Origin of the sequence: Pantanalinema rosaneae CENA516, assembly GCF_050753385.1 — a bacterium.
GTDB classification, from domain to species: Bacteria; Cyanobacteriota; Cyanobacteriia; order Leptolyngbyales; family Leptolyngbyaceae; genus Pantanalinema; species Pantanalinema rosaneae.
On sequence record NZ_JBLZFZ010000041.1, the window covers coordinates 1 to 19,951 of the forward strand.

Consider the following 19,951-nt stretch of genomic DNA (forward strand, 5'->3'; position numbering starts at 1 on the left):
AGATGTGTATAAGAGACAGCCACTCCCCACTCCCCCATCTTCCCCCGAGGGCATTTGGGCAAACATCCTGGCAACCGATCCAGCCACCAGTGGGCGAATTATTCAATTTGAAGTCCCTCCAGAGTTCTCGTTACGAGAATGGATCTATCAAATGGGACAGTTACCACTCCCGCCTTATATCACCCAGACGGAGAGCGAGCCAGAACAATATCAGACCGTCTATGCGGCAAGCCCTGGAGCCGTGGCAGCACCTACAGCCGGGTTGCATTTTACTCCAGAACTATTGCAGCGCTTAGAGGAATCGGGAATTCGGCAGGCATTTGTCACCCTGCATGTGGGGGTGGGCACGTTTCGTCCGGTAGAAGTGGAGGACATTACGAGCCACCAAATGCATTCCGAGTGGGTCGAAGTCCCAGCGGATACGGTTGAGCAAATTCAACGTACCAAAGCCGAGGGCGGACGCGTAATTGCCGTTGGGACTACGGTGGTGCGATCGCTGGAGGGGGTTACCAACCAATTGGGAACGTTGCAGGCGTTTTGTGGCAGAACAAATTTATTTATTTATCCCGGTTATCAGTGGCAAGTGATTGATGGCATGATTACCAATTTTCATTTGCCGAAATCAAGTCTGATGATGTTAGTCAGTGCCCTGATTAGTCGGCAGAGACTATTGGATCTGTATCGGATCGCGATCGCTGAACAATATCGATTTTATTCTTTCGGGGACGCAATGTTGATCCTACCAGCCGCCAGAATTAACCGTGAGGCGTAAACTATTTTATCCATTTAAATAATAGAAATTCTTAAGCTCAGAGTGTGATTAGAAAAACAGCCGGTTAGAGAGTGGTAGTAGAAAGTATGATCAGCTTCTCAGTCGCAATATTTTTCTTTTAAGAACTATAAATTGGCTACTCAATTCAGATCAAAAATAATCTCAAATCAGTGGTTAATCACTCGTTTTAATTGGGTATTCTCTGATGAAGTAAGTATTTAAAAAGTTTCGACGGTACTTCAGGGGTAAAAAATAGAGGATTAAAGCAAGTTACTTGATCCTCATTTTCCGAATGCACTCGATAGGGCAGATAACGTCAATGACTGCGATTAACTTCAAGAGAATTCTCACGAAACGAGAGGTTCTAAATGTTCTACATGATCTGGTCAATGCCTTTGAAATTGAACTTTCTGTGCAAGATGCTACCGGAAATCCTTGCCTCCAGATTGGTAGTGATCAGAGCAGTTCTCTAGACGTAGTTGAGTCAGATCCGATTTATGGCAGTGGCGCGATCGTCGGTTGGGTGAGTTGTCGTTCTCAGAGCGATCGTTCGATTACAAAATCACAAAATGTAGCGATCGCTACGCTTTTATCGCACCTGATAAATCAAGAAATCGAAAAGAAATCTTTAGCCCATGAATTATTAGAAAAGTATGAGGAAATTGATCTCTTTCAAGACGTTTCCACCCAAATTACCACCAGTTTAGATCTGCAAGAACTGACGCAACTGGTGATTGAAGAAACCCGCAAAGTGATCGCTTCGACAAGAGGGGCTGTGTTGCTGGTAGATGCCGCTACCGAACCGTTACGGGTACTGGCGGCCTTTGGTCAGCCCTGGTATGAAGCCACTCCACCCCAGTTAGGAGAGGGGATCTTGGGGCAGATTGTCGCCTCCGGACAGGGCGAAATTGTCAACGAGGTGATTTCAGATGCTGGGGTCAGCGCTCTAATTGCCGTACCCATGCGCGTCAAAGACCAGGTGATTGGTGCGATCGTCCTCAGTCATGATCCCGCAATTCCCTACACCACCCATGATTTAAAGCTGCTGACTATTTTTGCGTCCCAGGCGGCGATCGCGATCGAAAAAGCCCTGCTGTATGAACAAAGTTGTATGGCAGCGTTATCGGCACAAATTCAGGCGCAACAACTTCAGCAGACCTTGCAAGAGTTAAAGCAGACCCAGGCGCAACTGATTCAAACTGAAAAAATGTCGAGTTTGGGGCAATTAGTCGCAGGGGTTGCCCACGAGATTAATAATCCGATCAATTTTATTGGTGGCAATCTGTCGCCTGCCTGTGAATATGCCCTGGATTTATTGAACTTACTGGCACTTTATCAACAGTGCTATCCCCAACCATTGGCGGTAATTCAGGAGAAAATTGCGGAGATTGATCTCGATTTCCTCACAGCTGATTTACCCAAGCTATTGTCCTCAATGCGGTTAGGGGTCGATCGCATCCAAAAGATTGTCCTGAGTCTGAAGAATTTCTCGCGACTTGATCAAACCGAACTGAGTCAAGTCAACCTCCATGAAGGGTTGGATAGTACCTTACTAATTCTGCAACATCGCTTAAAAGCCAACGGTCGCCAGGTGGGAATTCAGATTATTAAAGAGTATGGCGAACTTCCGCCCGTCGAATGCTATGCCGGACAACTGAATCAGGTATTTATGAATCTGATCAGTAATGCGATCGACGCGTTAGAAGAATCAACCCAGCAATTTTCTGATACCCAGCGATTACCAAGTGCAATGGCAAGTTGCCCCCTACCTACCATTTGGCTGCGGACAGAGTGGCAACACCCAGATCAGATTGTGATTCGGATTCGAGACAACGGTATTGGCATCCCCTCTGAGGTACAAGAAAAACTATTTGATGCCTTTTTCACTACCAAACCAATCGGCAAAGGCACAGGGTTAGGACTTTCGATTAGTCATCAGATCATTGTGGATAAACATGGTGGTTCATTGCACTGCTGCTCTCGATCGGGTGAAGGTACAGAATTTGTCATTGTCCTGCCAGTACGGGCGATCACCCCATCGCCTCCTGCTCCCACCATTGCGGTTTAAGTCTTCGCCTGGTGGGTCAAATACCTAACGATGCAGACAACCTAACCATTGGGTGCGTGAATGCTGTGAGAAAGTTCGAGCTGCGGTAGTCTAACCAACGGAGAAATCAGTGAATAGCCCCAACCCAGATCTGCGATCGCGCCACCATGCCCAATGGCTCACCGCCCTGCGATCGTCCTCTCGAATTGCCAGCCTGCTCGTCATTGCAATTGGTGGCATTGTCTTAGTGGGTTGGCTGTTCGATCTCCCGGCGCTCAAAAGTGTGTTGCCGATTTGGGTGACAATGAAGGCAAACACAGCGATCGCGTTTATGCTGGCAGGCTGCTCACTTTGGCAGTTACAGCATTCCCAACTCTCTAGCACCCGCATTGCCCGGATTTGTGCGGGATTGGTACTAGCGATCGGGCTGTTAACCCTGATTCAATACAACTTCGGCATTAATTTAGGCATTGATCAACTAATCTTTTCAGAATCAGCAGATGCCGTAGGAACGTTTGCGCCGGGACGGATGGCTGCCAATACCGCGTTTAATTTCCTCTTAATCGGGATCGCACTGTTACTACTGACACGATCGCGCCCGTTCTATGCTCTTGTCCAGCTATTGAGCTTTATCACCTTTCTGATTGCCTTCCTGGGCTTGCTCGGCTACCTCTATAACATTCAGGAATTCTATGGTTTTGGTTCCTACACCAAAATGGCAGTTCATACTGCTACAACCTTCATCATCCTCGGCATCGGCATAATTTTCCTGCATCCCCAGCGCGGCTTAATGGCCGTCATTACCAGCGAGCACGCGGGTGGCATCATGGCACGGCGACTATTGCTAGCCGTGGTCGGTATTCCCCCGATTCTGAGTGGGCTAATCTTAGCAGGCTATCGCGCCAAACTTTATAACAGTGAGGTGGGGCTATCCCTGTCTGCAATCTTCAGCATCATTGTGTTTGTGGCGTTGATCTGGATGAATGCCAGAGCCTTAGAACGCGTTGATAGCCGCCGTCAACGCGCCGAGGAACAAAGCCAGGTGGATGCGATCGCCGCCGCCCGAGCCGCCACCTACCTGACAGTGGTGATTGATAATTTGGCAGATGGGTTACTGGTGACCGATCCACTGGGGCAAATTGCTCGCTTTAATCCTGCCCTGGTCAACATGTTTGGACTCCACAACACAGATCTAGTGGGGCATCCCTGCCGGACGCTGTTTCCCGCCGCCATTACTGCCTTAGTTGAACAGGTCACCTCTCAATCAAGAGACGTTTTTACGGCGGAAGTTGCCCTGGCAAACCAACGAGTGGGACAAGCCGTTACCACCAACATTATGCGAGAGGCTAATTCCTCACAGCCTGCGGAGTGGCTCGGATCAGTCACTTTAATTCGGGATGTGACGGCAGAGAAAGAGATTGACCAAATGAAAACGGAGTTCATTTCTACGGTGTCCCATGAATTACGCACCCCGTTGACTTCCGTATTAGGCTTTGCCGCAATTATTCAGGAAAAGCTGGAAACGATCGCTCCAGTGATTCCGACTGACGATCGTAAAACCCAACGAAATCTGAATCAAATCGAAAAAAACATCAGCATTATCGTCTCCGAAGCTGAACGGTTAACGTCCTTGATTAACGACGTGCTGGATGTTGCCAAGATGGAAGCGGGCAAGGTGGAATGGCACATGCAACCGTTGGTGATAACAGCCATCTTTGAACGGGCAATTGCGGCGACTTCAGCCTTAGTTGAGAGTAAAGGACTGCTATTACAAACCAGAATCACACCGGATTTACCGGAAATATTTGGCGATCGCGATCGGTTAATCCAAGTCATGATTAATCTGATCTCAAATGCAATCAAATTTACCGATACAGGTTCCATTACCTGTGAAGTCAGTCGGCAACGGGATCACTTATTAATTCAAGTCGTGGATACCGGAGTGGGGATTCATCCTCAAGATCAACCCAAGGTATTTGATAAGTTTAAACAAGTGGGAGATACGTTAACCGATAAACCAAAAGGGACAGGGTTAGGTCTACCAATCTGTAAGCAAATTATTGAACATCATGGCGGCAGCATTTGGGTAGAAAGTGAGCCAGGTCAAGGTAGTCGCTTCTGTTTTACGCTACCGATTTACACATCATTCGATCCAGAACTGAGATCCAACATGGATGCTTTAGTCAAGCAATTGAAAGCCCATGTCGTTACCACAACCCCCGATGCAATTTCGCAAACTAAAACGATCCTAGTGGTTGATGATGATCATCATATTCGGGAGTTGTTACGCCAGGAATTAGAAGCGGCAGGGTATGAGGTGCATGAAGCGATCGATGGTATGGATGCCCTGGCTCAGGTCAAAATTGTCAAGCCTGATTTAATTCTTTTGGATGTGATGATGCCCCAAATTAATGGATTTGATGTGGCGGCTGTACTGAAAAATAATCCTCAAACAACTGATATTCCCATTATCGTGCTATCGATTATTGAAGATAAAAGTCAGGGCTATCGAGTCGGTATCGATCGCTATCTGACGAAACCAATTAATCGTGAGGAATTAATGCAAGATATTGGTTCACTTTTGTCTCAGGGGACATCCAGCAAAAAAGTGTTAGTGGTAGATAAAAATGTCTCTACCCTACGCATCATTTCTGAGGTATTACAATCCCAGGGCTTCAATGTAGTAGAAGCTTCAGATAGTCAGGAATGTATCGAAAAGGCTCTATCCACCAAGCCCGATATGATTATTGTTGATTCAGTGTTTTCGCAACAACATAACCTGATCCGGACGCTACGCTTTGAAAAAGGTTTAGAAAATCTCTTCTTTATTTTTCTCGCGGATCACGATCGCCCTGGTTTGTAACCCGCTAAACCGATCGCCAAATAGTTCCATGCCTCGCCATAAATATTGTCAGCACTTTAGCAATATTCGCTTATGAGCCCAAAAATTCTGATTGTAGACGACGAACCCAATATTTTGATTCTGATGGAACAAGCTCTGGAAACGCTAGAGGATGCTGGAGTCGAGTTACTAACCGCCAAAAATGGTGAAGAAGCCCTCAAACTGATTAGAACCGAAAGACCAGAACTGGTGTTCTTAGATGTAATGATGCCCAAGCTGAATGGTTTAGAAGTCTGCAAAGCCGTCAAAGGTGATCCTGAATTACAGGGGGTTTATGTAATTATGTTGACCGCTAAGGGACAGGAGGACGATCGCCAGAAGGGTAGTGATGTGGGAGCCGATCTCTATATGACTAAGCCCTTTCGACCAAAAGTAGTATTAGAAAAATCAATGCAAATTTTAGGGATTGAATAAATTTCTAGTAGCTAGCAACATTCAGGTTTTAACAGTTTTTCAGGAGAGATTACTCCTAGAGGCAGACGTGCAGAATCTGTCTTAAGAGTCTCATGCAACCCAGATCAACTTGATACTGTAGCCATATACACAAATGGTTAACAGGAGTCTTTATTATGGCTGAAGGGGCGAAAAAGCAGGATCCTAATCAAGAGTCTGAACAAGCAGGCTCTAAAGTGATCTCAGAAGGTGAACAAAATCTTCCTGAGGCAGATATCACAGCCCAAAGTTATGATGCTGAACAAATTCAAGAGGCTGTAGCTGAAGGTGAAGCCGAGTCCCCCCGAGTTGATTTAGATGCTGATTATGCTGCCGCTCAACAGATGAGTCAGGGGGCAAAAAGCAGTGCATCAGCCGCAACCAGTATGGGCAACCCTCAGTTTGAACAGTCCCATCAGGAATCAGCGAAAGCCGTGGCTGATTCGACTGGCAACCCCGATGATTATCGAGATATGGCAAAGGATGTCACTCATGCTCCCACTGAAACGGGCGATGTTAGTGATGATGTGATGCAACGATCGAGCCAGAAAGGTCAGGCTCAAAAGTAAGCTGCTTTAGCCCGTTTAACTTAATCCCCTATCAACTCCCTAGCTTCAGAGTGAATCCCGATCGTCTAACCATGTAGTTGGACGATCGTTTTTTATGGCATATTCCTAGTAATATTTTCCTCTGTTCGGGGGTTACTGCATCGCTTGCGACTATCCGATTCCTAAAGAGTATGCGACACTGCATAGCAACTGGTTCCGATTTGGAATCTACCCCGTAGCAAACGGTCGATCACCCGTGACTCAGGGAAATACTGATGCTGAACTATTTACCGCCATTAAACGATCACAATTTACCGTACCCCGATACGATTCATCCGATCGTCGTTCACTTTGTGATCGCGATGGTCTTATTTGCCTTCGTTTGCGATCTGATCGGCTACTTCACCAAAAACTCCCGGTTTTATGAAGTCAGTTGGTGGAATCTGTTTTTCTCCACCCTATCCATTTTTATCGCGGTCATTTTTGGTCAAATAGAGGCTGGGCTGGCAGAACCCTATCAAGCGGTGCAATCTACCCTGAATTTGCATACCTTGATCGGCTGGGCACTCGCTGGAATTCTATCAGCCTTTACGGCTTGGCGCTTCGTCTTGCGATCGCGCGACCCGCAAACGGTGCCCATTCCTTATCTCGGAGCCAGCGCCGTTCTAGCGTTACTCGTCTGTGTGCAGACTTACCTGGGAGATGAGTTGGTCTGGATTTATGGGCTACACACACTGCCGATCGTGGAAGCGGTGAAACAGGGAGCGCTGCGATGAACGAGGAGTTAATTCAACAATTAAGTGGGCTAGGAGCGAATGGCTTACCCTACGTCATGCCGATTCATCCCAACTTGGTCCATCTCACGCTTGGTCTATTTATTATTGGCATTGCCTTTGACATTGCCGGAGCCCTATTTCCCTTAGAAAAGTCCATCCTGAAGTTTTTGTCACTGACCGCCGTTCGTTCTAATTTTTTTGATGTCGGTTGGTACAACGTTCTAGCCTCTGCGATCGTCACGTTTTTCACCGTTGCGGCAGGGTTTTACGAAATCATGCTCGCTGCCCCCGCCGTCGATCTAAAAAGTTCCTGGGGATTAGGGGCGATGGAAACGATGCTGTGGCATGGTTTGGGTGGTGTGTTCCTCTTAATCCTGATCGTCGGCATGACCGTCTGGCGCGGTTATCAGCGCTTTCTCTGGCGGAAGGAAATGGCGCGGCAAGTGCAATGGAGCTATTTGCTCGCCGGATTGGTGATTCTCTTAATCATGTTTGTGCAGGGAACGCTCGGTGCCCATCTGATTGCCGACTTTGGGGTTCACAACACAGCGAGTGGTCTATTACATCTGGGCGAAGATCCCAATTTACTCCTGAAATAATGTCCTGATTCGTTCTAACGGCAATGGTTCGGAGGTTTGAATGAAACTGATCACGATTGTGCAACTGCTGTTATTTACACTCGCGATCGCGGCAGCCAGTTGGTGGATGGGACAGCAAGCCTATGGTTGGCTCCCTCCGCAAGCGGCAACCGAAGCCAAATTGATTGATGATTTATTTAGTTTTTTAGTGGCGTTAGGGACGTTCATCTTTTTAGGAGTGACGGGATTTATCGCCTACTCCCTGGTCTTCCACCGCGCTCCCCGCTATGACCTGAGTGATGGGCCGGCGATCGAAGGCAATGTCACGTTAGAAGTAATTTGGACGGCAATCCCGATTTTATTAGTGTTTCTAATTGCTGGCTATAGCTATCAAACCTATGAGCAGATGGCGATTCGGGGGCCGATGGAAGTGGTGCATTTACACATGCCAGGGATGGAGTCTGCCTATGCCGCCGATGCTACGAGTGAACCCGTGGAAGCGATCGAAGTTCATGCCAAACAGTGGGCATGGTCGTTCCGCTATCCCGACCAGAATGTCACGAGTACAGAGTTGCATTTGCCTGTGAACCATCGCATCCGGTTAGCCATGCAGACGGAGGATGTGATTCATGGCTTTTTCGTCCCCGCCTTTCGCCTCAAGCAAGACATTATTCCTAAACGGACGATCGAGTTTGAATTCACTCCGGTTAGAGAAGGCAAATATCGCCTGAGTGATTCCCAATTTAGCGGCACCTACTTTGCCACGATGCAAACGGAGGTAGTGGTCGAGTCGCCCCAAGCTTATCAACAATGGCTGACGCAAACCGCCTCATACCCAGCCACGCCAGCCAAGAATCCGGCTTACGCGGAATATACCCAACAAATTCAGCAACCAGGGTTTAAAACAGGTTGGGCAACGGTAAAACCTGCTAAACCTCCTTTAGTCAATCAACCCAGCCAAGCCGGATAGCCCCCAAATTTGGGTTACGGTGTACACACAAGTGATCAAATCTAGCTAAAGCGCTAACGAACCGCCCCCCGACCCCCAATACTGGGGGAGTCGTTCGCAGAGCGTGTGCGTAGCACATACCATTCAAAGTCCCCCAGTATTGGGGGATTTAGGGGGCTCAAAAGATGTCAACGAAGTCAGACTCGACTTATGTGTACACCGTAGCCCAAATCTAGGGGGAAACAACCGTTCAACCGTTCAAAGTCCTCAGAATATAGTCTGCGGCATCGTAGAAAGGGGGATTTAGGAGGCGCAACAGTTGGCAAGGATGACTACTCAAACTTGTATACACGTAGATTTCCAAGGGGGATTTAGGCAAATCTTCCATCGTTGGCAACAAACCATAGAACCTTTAAACCACTTCCTTCAAGTTAATCATTCCAGCTTTAGAGATAGGTGATTAATGACTAACGTTCCGATCGATCGCATGGATGTCCTGGGAGACCCATCTGAATCCGAGCCTCCCCATAATTGGCGACACTACTTTAGCTTTAGTACCGACCATAAAGTGATCGGGATTCAATATCTGGTCACATCTTTTATTTTCTTTCTGATCGGTGGCGTATTCTCAATGGTGATTCGCGCCGAACTGATCACCCCAGAGGCCGACTTCCTCGATCGCACTCTATATAACAGCATGTTCACCATGCATGGGACGATCATGATCTTTTTGTGGATCTTTCCGTCCCTGGTCGGGCTGTCCAATTATCTCGTGCCGTTGATGATCGGGGCGCAGGATATGGCGTTTCCCCGCTTAAATGCCGTGGCGTTCTGGCTAGTCCCCATTTTCGGCATTTTGCTGATGGCGACCTTCTTCTTGCCGGACGGTACTGCCCAATCCGGGTGGTGGGTCTATCCCCCGGTGAGTATTCAAAATCCTTCGGGGCGGTTAATTAACGGTCAGGCCGTATGGATTCTGGCGGTAGCTATTTCCGGGATTTCCTCGATCATGGGGGCAGTGAATTTTGTTGCCACGATCGTCAAAATGCGGGCACCGGGCATGACCTTCTTTCGGATGCCCATCTTTGTCTGGACGGTGTTGAGTGCCCAGTTGATCCAACTAACGGCTCTGCCTGCTTTAACGGCGGGAGCGGTGATGTTGTTATTTGATTTGACCGTTGGTACTGCCTTCTTCAATCCCGATAAAGGCGGCAACCCGATTCTGTTCCAGCACTTCTTCTGGTTCTACTCCCATCCGGCGGTGTATGTGATGGTGCTGCCGATCTTCGGTGTGTTTTCCGAAATCTTTCCAGCGTTCTCCCGCAAGCCCTTATTTGGCTACAAAGTCGTGGCGGTTTCCTCAATGGTGATCGCCGGAGTCAGTATTCTGGTTTGGGTTCACCACATGTACACCAGTGGCACTCCCGGCTGGATGCGTCTGGTATTTATGCTGTCTACCATGTGTGTCGCCGTACCTACAGGCATTAAGATTTTTGCCTGGACAGCGACCATCTGGCGGGGCAAATTGCGGCTGGATACACCGATGCTATTTGCCTTGGGCGGCATGGTGATGTTTTTGTTCGCCGGAATTACCGGCATCATGCTGGCTTCTGTGCCGATCGATATTCACGTCAACAACACCTATTTTGTCGTTGGTCACTTCCACTATGTAGTCAACAGCACAATCACCATGGGCATGTTTGCTGCCATCTACTTCTGGTTCCCCAAAATGACCGGACGGATGTATTACGAAGGCTTAGGCAAACTGCATTTCTGGCTGGCGTTTCTCGGCAATAATCTCACCTTCCTGCCCATGCACCCCGCCGGATTGCAAGGCATGGTGCGCCGAATTTCCTCCTACGATCCCGAATACGCCTTCTGGAACGTGCTGTCCAGTTTGGGAGCTTTTCTCCTCGGCATGTCTACCCTGCCATTTATTTTGAATATCGTCGGCTCCTGGGTGCAAGGCGAACCAGCTCCCGCCAATCCCTGGCGGGCGATCGGGCTGGAATGGCTTGTCTCCTCCCCACCCCCCGTCGAGAACTTTGAACAGCCTCCCGTCGTTGTCTCAGATCCCTACGGCTACGGCAAATCCGAACCCCTGATCGCCGGATCTCCTTCTAGCGACAGTCCATAAACCACTCCCCATCTCCCTCACCTCCCTTACCTTCCCACCTATGGACAGTTCCCTCACCTCCGAACCGATCGAGCAACAGGCTCACGCTACGGCTGCCCATACCCACGATGTCCAGGGCACCAGCCTATTTGGCTTCATCGTCTTCCTGCTCTCCGAGAGCATGATTTTCTTCAGCTTCTTTGCCGGTTACATTGCCCTCAAAACCACCACACCCGATTGGTCTCCGCCGGGGATGGAGCGGTTAGAGGTGTTTAGCCCCGCCATTAATACGATCGTCCTGGTGTCCAGTAGCCTGGTGATTTACTTCGCGGAAGAAGCCCTCAAACGTCATAAGCTCACCTTATTCCGGGTGTTCTGGTTTCTGACTTCGGCAATGGGTGCTTACTTCCTGGTCGGGCAAGCGATCGAGTGGAGTAGCTTACCCTTTGGCTTTACCGATGGCGTATTTGGTGGCACATTCTATCTGCTGACTGGATTTCATGGGCTACACGTTCTCACCGGAATTTTGCTGCAATTCTTGATGCTGGCTCGTTCCTTTACCCCTGGCAACTACGACACCGGACATGTGGGAGTAACGGAAGTGTCCCTATTCTGGCACTTCGTCGATGTCATCTGGATCATTCTGTTCTGCCTGATCTACCTCTGGCAGTAATTCGATCGAATTGCCTGAGCGGACAAATAGCCTATCTCCCCCATCCTCCCCAACTCCCTCATCTCCCTATCTCCCCCATTCCCTCGCGAGGACAGCCTCCATGATTATTGATGATCAACACTACGACCTCATCATTATTGGTACTGGTGCAGGTGGTGGAACCCTGGCACACAAACTTGCCGCCACAGGTAAAAAGATTTTGATCCTGGAACGAGGTGGCTTTCTGCCCCAGGAAGCCGAAAACTGGGACACGACGGAGGTGTTTCGCAAAGAGCGCTACCACCCAAATGAACAATGGTTTGACAATGCTGGAGAGCCATTTCGACCGCAAACCAATTACTGCGTCGGTGGGAATACCAAAGTCTATGGTGCCGCCTTACTGCGGATGCGGGAGCGCGACTTTGAGGAGGTGAAACATCAGAACGGCGTTTCGCCAGCCTGGGGTCTGAAATATGCCGACTTTGAACCGTACTACACAGAAGCAGAGCGGTTATATCAGGTGCATGGGGGTCAGCCTGAAAGCGACCCAACCGAGCCGCATCACAGTAGTGGCTACGAGTGTCCGCCGATTAGTCACGAACCCCGGATGCAGGAGATTTGTCAGTCGATCGCGTCCCAAGGACTCCATCCCTTTCACCTGCCGTTAGCCCTGAAACTGAATGAAGCCGATCGCGACCAAAGTACCTGTATTCGGTGTGATACCTGCGATGGCTATCCCTGCAAAGTTCATGCCAAAGCGGACGCAGAGATTACGGGCATTCGTCCGGCACTGGACTATCCCAATGTCACGTTGAAAACGAATGCGAAAGTGTTATATCTGCACACGAATGAATCTGGACGAGAGGTAAAAGCCGTTCAGGCAGAGGTGAACGGGCAGCGTTACCTATTCTCCGGACACCTATTTGTGGTGGCGTGTGGAGCCGTCAACTCAGCCGCGTTATTGCTGCGATCGACGAATGATAAACATCCGCATGGACTGGCAAATAGTTCTTCGCAGGTGGGACGCAACTTCATGAAGCACTTGATCAGTGCCGTGGTGCAGATCAGTCCGACCGCCAATCCCTCGGTCTATCCCAAGACGATCGCCGTGAATGATTTCTACTGGGGAGAACCGGGTTATCCTTACCCGATGGGACACATCCAAAACACGGGTAAAATTCACCAGGAAATGATTCCGGGGGAAGCACCACCCTTACTCTCGATCGTGTCTCGTCTGATGCCGGGATTTAGTTTGCGCCAACTGGCGACCCATGCGACGGGCTGGTGGCTGCAAACCGAAGATCTACCCGATGCCAAGAATCAGGTACGAGTGGTTGGCGACAAGTTGTATTTGGACTACACCCCTAACAACACGGATGCCCACGATCGCCTGGTGTATCGCTGGACTGAAGTGCTGAAAGCGGTGGACAAAAGCGCTGAACATACCGCCCTCCGCCGTGGCTTCTATCCTCGCAGTGACGAACCGATCCAGGTGGTTGCCAATCAATGTGGCACCTGTCGGTTTGGCGAAGATCCTGCCACCTCAGTGCTTGATCTCAACTGCCGCACTCATGATGTCGATAATCTGTACGTCGTCGATGGCAGCTTTTTCCCCTCGAATGCCGGAGTTAGCCCAGCCTTAACCATCATGGCGAATGCCCTACGGGTTGGCGATCACTTGCGCGATCGCTTGAAATAACATCTCCCATTCTTGTGAGTAGAGAGCTGAACCTTAGCTGAACGGCACTGACTTAAAGATACACTTAACTTTAATCGCCCCCTAAATCCCCCAATTCTGCGGGACTTTGAGGTTCGGCTCCCCCAAAATTGGGGGTTGGGGGGCAGTTCGGATTGTTATTTCAGTGACATTCAACCTTAGCTGACATCAATGCCTCTAGACTTCCAAAACTCGATTTGTTCTTGGTTAGCTTTTTCGATCTTTGCCTGTCTCAAATTTTCATTTAGCACTTCTGCAACTTGCTGCCTCGTAAAACTGTTGTAATTGCCTCCTATTGTTTGCACTGGTTGTAAAAGGCTAATCACCTCTGCTCCGAAACATTTCCACCAGGTATATTGTTGAGAGAAAAGATTAATTCCATAGAGCACATAATTAGCAAAATGCTCACAATTATTAACAGAAATATTGTACTGGGCTACTGACATGAATTTCTGTACTCGCTCAGATTCCTGAGACGTGATTTTAACCACTCCTCTCAACTCAAGACCATTTGGGCCCCAACCTAATGAATTAGAAAGCCCCGGAGTTTCAGCAAGGTAGTAGTGATCAGCTAAACCAGCCAGCTCCTGAATTGGTACTTTAAAGACTCTTAAAACGCTGGATTCTACAACTTCAAACCGCATAAATGCATATCCATAAACCGCAGCTAAAAATAGGATGCCCTTGATTATGCAATGCATCACAAATGCACCTAAAAAGTATCCTCAAACTTAAGCAGTCTGCTTGCTGATTCAGCCTAACGTAACGGTCGAATAAAACTACTGTTGGCGCGGACGAGGCAAATTTGGTCATTGTCACCGATCGTCACTTTCAGCCAGGGTTTGTTGGATTCATCCAGCAGCGTCACCATGCCAGCGGGAGTCATGTTGGCAACTAAGACGGTGTTGTAAGGAAACCGGCGAACGACGCTCCATTCTCGAACATTCATGCGGGGATATTTGGCATCCGGAGCGTACCACTCGGTTGGCATGGCAGATGACCACCGGCAATTTAAGCCATTGGCATCATCATCGACCACAATCCATTTTTCATGACTGGTGCGACGCGAAAAGTCACCAGTGCTATCGGCAACCGGAACCGATTGCGCCAGCACTGGAGTTGGAGCTAACAACAATAAAGAGAATGCCGCGATCGCAAATAACTGTTTCAGCATAAGGGTTCTATCCTTAGGAACTCGTACTAGCAACTACCCATTGCTCCCAGGCTGTTTCTGAAGCATCACCGCGACGGATTGACTCCATTGATCGGTTGACCCATGCGGTTATACAGCAGAATATCCCATTGTCCATTCACACTAGCTTCAAAGGCAATCACATTGCCATCCGCACTGATCACGGGATTGCGTACTGCTGCCCGCAGATTTTCCGTTAAGTTACGCAGTTGGCGGGTATTGCGATCGTAGAGATAAATCCCAGACTGCCCCTGCCGATTTCCAGCAAACACGATGAAGCGACCATTCTCCGATACCGCCGGATTCGACTCCAGAGTATCGATCGCATTTAGCCCCGGTAGCTCCACCAGAGTTTGATCCACCATGTCATACAAATAAATGTCCTGGCTACCCCGGCGATCGGAGGAAAACACAATATACCGTCCAGCAATTCGAGGTGTCACCTCCCCAAAGGGACTATTCAAACTGCGGCCACTGGGATCATAGGGAAAGGTAATCAGGCGAGAGCCACCACACCCCCCCAAACATCCTGCCAAAACTAACCCCAGAATCGTACGCAGTCTCACAGCCAGACCCGATTAGTAACATGAAGGAAATATTGCCCCCTCACGTTAACACGCAGGTTACGCAATCATGCCAGGTTTGATAAATCGTTGATTGACAGTCAGGAGGACGATCGCAAATCGGCATCTGGTGTAACGAGTTATCACGATTCTAAAAAAATCTGTATAGTCTACGACATTTCTCTGCCTAAATGAGAAGCTGAACAGTATAGATACTTAGAACTTGGATTAAAAAATCGCGTATGAATACCACCGATCCTCTCCGAGAACAGGTTGTCCAACAACGTCAGGACAAAGAGCATTTACATGAGAACGTTTTAAGTCGGGCGGAAGCAGAAGTTGCCACGACAGAAACAGGCACCGGCTTAAATGAGCAAGTCCGGGAACAGGTGGCTCAACTCCGCCAGGAGGCAGACGCGCTCCAAGAAAAGGTATTAAGTCGGGCAGAACAGCAGGTGAATCCGGCGAATTAGATCTCGATTGGCTGTCCCCACCCACTCCATACACGACTGCCAAACTTTCGGTTTGTTACGCTCCTGAATATCAAATGCAGCCCCGGTTACACGGGGTTTTTATTGGCAATCCGCATCTGGGCGCTGAACTACCGCTCGATCGCCGTCAGCCGAGGTGGAGTTACTTCCAGGGTTGCCGATAGCTCCGGTTCATCAGTCAGCAGAAATTCCCGAATTAACCGCGCGAGAACCCGTTGTGCCAATCCTTCCGCGATTTGCTGTCCCATCTGGTGCGTCTCTGGTTTTAGGAACAGGCGGGGCAGAACCGGCAAAATTTTCGTCGGATCAAACCCACGGGTTTCTTGTAGAATCCCCCAAATTCGCTTGATATGATCCAGATTTTTCTCAGTAGCCGGGGGAATTGCCGGATGGCTGACCGTTAAGCCCACCCATTCCCCGATCGCGGAGGTCGCGGTTTGCCATACACTTAACCCGATCGCATCCAGCCCCACCACAATTTCATTGACCAGATAGGTGCGAATCAGTTCACCCCGTTCCGAGAACAAATAATCCACGGTTTGATCCACAACCTGTCCTAAATCGTAGTCACTGCTATTCCGGGCATTCCGCAGCAGATTTTCCAGGCGATTCCAGCGGAAACTGCCATCCTTGAACAGGAGATCACGTAACGAAGTACGCAGTTGGGGAGCGGGATCGGTCAGCAACCGTTTGGAGACATAGGGATAAGCTTTACTCAGAACCTTAAAGTCCGGCTCCACATTGATCGCAATCCCTTCTAGCGTCACCAGCGATCGAATAATCAAGGCATAGTACGCTGGCACTCGGAAGGGATATTCATACATCAATGCCGACAGCTTATCGGTAATGCTTTTGATGTTGATCTCAGCCACCGTTGCCCCTAAAGCATCACTAAACACTTCCGCAAACGCCGGAATAATTGGGGTGAGATCGGTATCCGGTGTGAGGAATTCCAGATTGACATAATCCCTCGCCAAGCCTTCAAAGTCGCGGTTGACGAGATGGACGATCGCTTCAATCAGTCCATAGCGTTGATGGGGCTTGATCTCACTCATCATGCCAAAGTCGAGATAGGCTAGTTTGCCATCCGGAGTCGCCAGCAAATTCCCAGGATGGGGATCGGCATGGAAAAAACCATATTCCAACAATTGCCGCAGGGAACACTGCACCCCCACATCCAGCAGATAACTGGCATCAATCCCCTGGGCTCGAATCGCTTCCGGTTGGGTCAGCTTCGTTCCCGTAATCCACTCCATTGTCAACACTCGTCGGCCCGTGTACTGCCAATAAATCCGGGGCACATAGACATCGCGCATGTGACCATAGAGTTGAGCAAAGCGTTCGGCATTCCGACCTTCTTGCTCGTAGTCCATCTCTTCAAAAATGCGACTGGCAAACTCATCCATGATCCCGACCAGATCACTGCGAATTTGCTTGATCCGCCGCATGGCTAACGCCGCCATTTGCCGCAGGATATACATGTCTAATGTCACCGCCTGGGCCAGTCCGGGACGCTGCACCTTGACTGCCACCTCTTCCCCAGTTTTGAGTTTGCCCCGATACACTTGCCCCAGGGAGGCTGCCGCGATCGGGAAGTCCGTCAACTCGGCATAGATCTCATCTGGAGGGCTACCTAATTCTTCTTGAATGAATTGGAAGGCGATCGCATTGTCAAAAGCAGGTAACTGGTCTTGCAGTTTGGTCAGTTCTTCCAGATACAGAGGCGGCACTAAATCAGGTCGAGTCGATAATGCCTGTCCTACCTTAATGAAAGCGGGTCCCAGATTGGTCAACAGTTCTCGCAACCGAATCGCCTGCCGCCGTTGCTTGGCTTCCGTCAGTCCGGTGCGCCGGTTCCACCACCAGGTCAAGCCAAAGCCGATGAAGGGAAGAAAAATTTGGACGATGCGCCACCACACTTGGAAGGGACGCTGGTTGTAGTAAGCAGAAATCTCTTCCGCGTTGTAGCGTAAAGCGGGATTGTCCTCGGCGGCAGGTAACTGGGCGTATTTGAGTGAGGGCACTGCCCCAGATAACACTTCACCCTCGATCGTAGCCCTGGAGTCGATCGGCGGATCCAATTCTGAAACGGCAATCTCGTCCGGGGTCATGCCGGGACGGTAACTCCGGGAGGTGGAGGAAATCGGCGGTGCAGTGTTGACATTCATGGGGGTGATGGGGGTTAGGGGAGAAGCTTAGACCGTAATATTAAGTATTGTAACAAGCGAACCTCGATCGCGGACAGATTCCCTTCCACCCTACACTGTAGACCCTACCCTGGTTCAAGTCTGGGCAACCGCCCTTAAAGCCGTGATGACCCGTTGGATCACACCCTGCCAATCCCCAGGAGTTGATTGCCGGAATAAGCGCATGGTGGGATACCAGGGACTATCCTCGCGATCGAGCAGCCAGCGCCAATCGGCGGCATAGGGTAACAGCACCCAGACGGGTTTCCCTAATGCACCCGCTAAATGAGCAACAGCCGTATCAACACTAATGACTAAATCGAGTTGGGCGACGATCGCGGCGGTGGCAGCAAAGTCCGTTAATAGGGAGCTTAAGTCGGTAATCGGCTGAATTAATCCGCCTTCAGTTATATCTGTGGCGTGAAATCCAACTTGCAGACTATAGAGTTGCACCTGCTCCACTGCTGCCAACGGCATCATGGTAGATAAGGAACAGGATTTCATCCGATAGGTCCATAAAGCCCGGTGGGGTTTGCGATGGCTACCAGCCCACACAATGCCCACGTTGAAGTGAGTGTCGGGTAGTTGGGTCGGTGGCAATTCAGCCCCAGCCAGATAGGGAATATCCGTTGGCAGGTTCGCTAAGGTGATACCGAGTTGGTACGGCAGGCTGAGTAACGGACAGTGCAGATCGTACTCTGGCAAAGGATCTCCCGCCGGAATCACCTGGGTCACTCCAGCCACCGTTTGAAATAAGCGATCGAGTTCGGGTTGACATTCGACGATCACCTTAGCCCCCCGTTCGGCTAACAGCGGCACAAACCGGAGGAATTGGATCGAATCCCCTAATCCTTGTTCTGTATGGATCAAAATCGTTTTGCCTTGCAGATCGGAGCCTTGCCATTGAGGTTTTGGCAGCGATCGGGGTTGACCACCGTTACAGTACCAGCGCCACTCATATTCTGCCCAACCGGATTGCCAATCTCCTGCGGCTAAGAACGCCATACCCAGGTTGAGATGGGCTTCAGCAAAATTCGCATTTAGATGAATCGCCTGTTGGTACTGGGAGATTGCCTGATCAAGTTGGTTTTGTTGCTGAAAAGCAATACCTAAATTGTTATAGGCATCGGCAAACTCGGGTTTAAGCGCGATCGCCTGGTGAAAATGCGCGATCGCCGTTTCAGTGTGCGCCTGATTCTGAAGCAGAATTCCCAGGTTATTATGGGCTTCCGGTTGGTCGGGATGGAGCGCTAACGCTTGCTCATACGTGGCGATCGCGGCTTCCGGTCGTTCCAATGCTTCCCAAAGACTGGCTAGGTTATAGTAGCCACTAGCATTTTGCGGTTGCAGGTCAATAAAGCGTTCATACCATAGCATCGCCGCTTCTAGCTGACCTTGTTCTTGGAGCAAACTGCCTAAATTGTTATACGGTTCGGCATAGTTCGGATCAAGGGCGATCGCCTGCTGAAATTCAGTCTGGGCGGCATCCCATTGTCCTAACTGTTTTAACGCATTGCCGAGATTGTTATAGGCTCTGGCATAGTTTGGTTTTAACTGGATTGCCTGTTGGTAATGGGCGATCGCGCCGTAGTAATCCTGTTGTTTTAAGAGTAAATTGCCCCAGTTAAAGTGTGTCGGGGCATGGTGCGGATTTAATTCCACTGAATGCCGAAAATGAATTGCAGCAGCATCCCAGTCTCCCCGATCTTGTAAGGCGATCGCCAGATTGTTGTGAGCTTCAAAATGGCTGGGATCTAGAGTGATGACGGTTTGGTAATGGACGATCGCGGTGTCTAACCGTCCCGTTTGTTGAGCGATCGCCCCCGACAAAAACAGGGCAGAGATATGGTTCGGTTGCTGCTGAAGCACCGTCTGACACAACCATTCTGCCTCTACCAACTTGCTGGACTGATAGGCTTGAAAGGCTGCCTGTATCGCTTGGGAAACGTTATTCATACAAGAAATGAAGCCGAACTCTACCGCAAGGCGTTTGAACCCTGCCACTGTCGCAAACTATCTTCAAATTAGCC

At 49.6% G+C, this 19,951-nt stretch carries 17 protein-coding genes; 12 read left to right on the top strand and 5 right to left on the bottom strand.

The window, feature by feature from the left end; translation table 11 throughout:
- The 11 genes from queA to ACN4EK_RS21280 all read left to right on the top strand — a co-directional run.
- The coding region (gene queA / locus ACN4EK_RS21230) for a tRNA preQ1(34) S-adenosylmethionine ribosyltransferase-isomerase QueA (protein ID WP_431660199.1) at positions 1–772 on the top strand (772 nt) is incomplete at its 5' end.
- Between the two features lie 319 nt (positions 773–1,091).
- Positions 1,092–2,840 (top strand): ATP-binding protein, encoded by a 1,749-nt coding sequence (locus ACN4EK_RS21235; protein ID WP_431660200.1) that lies wholly within the window; start codon positions 1,092–1,094, stop codon positions 2,838–2,840.
- A gap of 109 nt (positions 2,841–2,949) precedes the next feature.
- On the top strand, positions 2,950–5,682 hold the full coding sequence (locus ACN4EK_RS21240; protein WP_431660201.1) for an ATP-binding response regulator: 2,733 nt from the start codon (positions 2,950–2,952) through the stop codon (positions 5,680–5,682).
- Between the two features lie 72 nt (positions 5,683–5,754).
- Positions 5,755–6,135 (top strand): response regulator, encoded by a 381-nt coding sequence (locus ACN4EK_RS21245; RefSeq protein ID WP_431660202.1) that lies wholly within the window; start codon positions 5,755–5,757, stop codon positions 6,133–6,135.
- A gap of 155 nt (positions 6,136–6,290) precedes the next feature.
- Entirely contained in the window at positions 6,291–6,722 is a 432-nt protein-coding gene (locus ACN4EK_RS21250) for a hypothetical protein (RefSeq protein WP_431660203.1), read from the top strand.
- A 254-nt stretch (positions 6,723–6,976) separates the two neighbouring features.
- Positions 6,977–7,477, top strand: a complete 501-nt coding sequence (locus ACN4EK_RS21255) for a DUF2231 domain-containing protein (RefSeq protein WP_431660204.1) — start codon at positions 6,977–6,979, stop codon at positions 7,475–7,477.
- Complete coding sequence (locus tag ACN4EK_RS21260; RefSeq protein ID WP_431660205.1) at positions 7,474–8,076, top strand: DUF2231 domain-containing protein; 603 nt, start codon at positions 7,474–7,476, stop codon at positions 8,074–8,076. Before ACN4EK_RS21255 ends, ACN4EK_RS21260 begins: the two co-directional genes overlap by 4 nt.
- A 40-nt stretch (positions 8,077–8,116) precedes the next feature.
- Complete coding sequence (locus ACN4EK_RS21265) at positions 8,117–9,025, top strand: cytochrome c oxidase subunit II (protein ID WP_431660206.1); 909 nt, start codon at positions 8,117–8,119, stop codon at positions 9,023–9,025.
- Between the two features lie 442 nt (positions 9,026–9,467).
- The gene (gene ctaD, locus ACN4EK_RS21270; protein WP_431660207.1) at positions 9,468–11,141 is read left to right on the top strand and encodes a cytochrome c oxidase subunit I; all 1,674 of its coding nucleotides are present in this window, start codon (positions 9,468–9,470) and stop codon (positions 11,139–11,141) included.
- 40 nt (positions 11,142–11,181) lie between these two features.
- Complete coding sequence (locus tag ACN4EK_RS21275) at positions 11,182–11,793, top strand: cytochrome c oxidase subunit 3 (protein WP_431660208.1); 612 nt, start codon at positions 11,182–11,184, stop codon at positions 11,791–11,793.
- Between the two features lie 100 nt (positions 11,794–11,893).
- Entirely contained in the window at positions 11,894–13,471 is a 1,578-nt protein-coding gene (locus tag ACN4EK_RS21280) for a GMC oxidoreductase (RefSeq protein ID WP_431660209.1), read from the top strand.
- A 176-nt stretch (positions 13,472–13,647) separates the two neighbouring features.
- Here the strand turns inward: ACN4EK_RS21280 and ACN4EK_RS21285 are convergent, their stop codons facing one another.
- The 3 genes from ACN4EK_RS21285 to ACN4EK_RS21295 form a co-directional block, all read right to left on the bottom strand.
- The gene (locus tag ACN4EK_RS21285) at positions 13,648–14,133 is read right to left on the bottom strand and encodes a hypothetical protein (RefSeq protein ID WP_431660210.1); all 486 of its coding nucleotides are present in this window, start codon (positions 14,131–14,133) and stop codon (positions 13,648–13,650) included.
- Between the two features lie 113 nt (positions 14,134–14,246).
- A complete protein-coding gene (locus ACN4EK_RS21290) occupies positions 14,247–14,663 on the bottom strand; it encodes a hypothetical protein (RefSeq protein WP_431660211.1) in 417 nt (138 codons plus the stop codon).
- Between the two features lie 65 nt (positions 14,664–14,728).
- On the bottom strand, positions 14,729–15,247 hold the full coding sequence (locus ACN4EK_RS21295; protein WP_431660212.1) for a TolB family protein: 519 nt from the start codon (positions 15,245–15,247) through the stop codon (positions 14,729–14,731).
- 239 nt (positions 15,248–15,486) lie between these two features.
- On the opposite strand from ACN4EK_RS21295, the gene ACN4EK_RS21300 reads away from it, so the two are divergent.
- Positions 15,487–15,717 carry a hypothetical protein gene (locus ACN4EK_RS21300; RefSeq protein WP_431660213.1) on the top strand — a complete coding sequence of 77 codons (231 nt, stop codon included), beginning with the start codon at positions 15,487–15,489 and terminating at the stop codon, positions 15,715–15,717.
- 128 nt (positions 15,718–15,845) lie between these two features.
- On the opposite strand, the gene ACN4EK_RS21305 is transcribed toward ACN4EK_RS21300, so the two are convergent.
- Positions 15,846–17,903 carry an ABC1 kinase family protein gene (locus ACN4EK_RS21305; protein WP_431660214.1) on the bottom strand — a complete coding sequence of 686 codons (2,058 nt, stop codon included), beginning with the start codon at positions 17,901–17,903 and terminating at the stop codon, positions 15,846–15,848.
- 114 nt (positions 17,904–18,017) lie between these two features.
- Complete coding sequence (locus ACN4EK_RS21310; RefSeq protein ID WP_431660215.1) at positions 18,018–19,877, bottom strand: tetratricopeptide repeat protein; 1,860 nt, start codon at positions 19,875–19,877, stop codon at positions 18,018–18,020.
- Positions 19,878–19,951 lie beyond the last annotated feature (74 nt).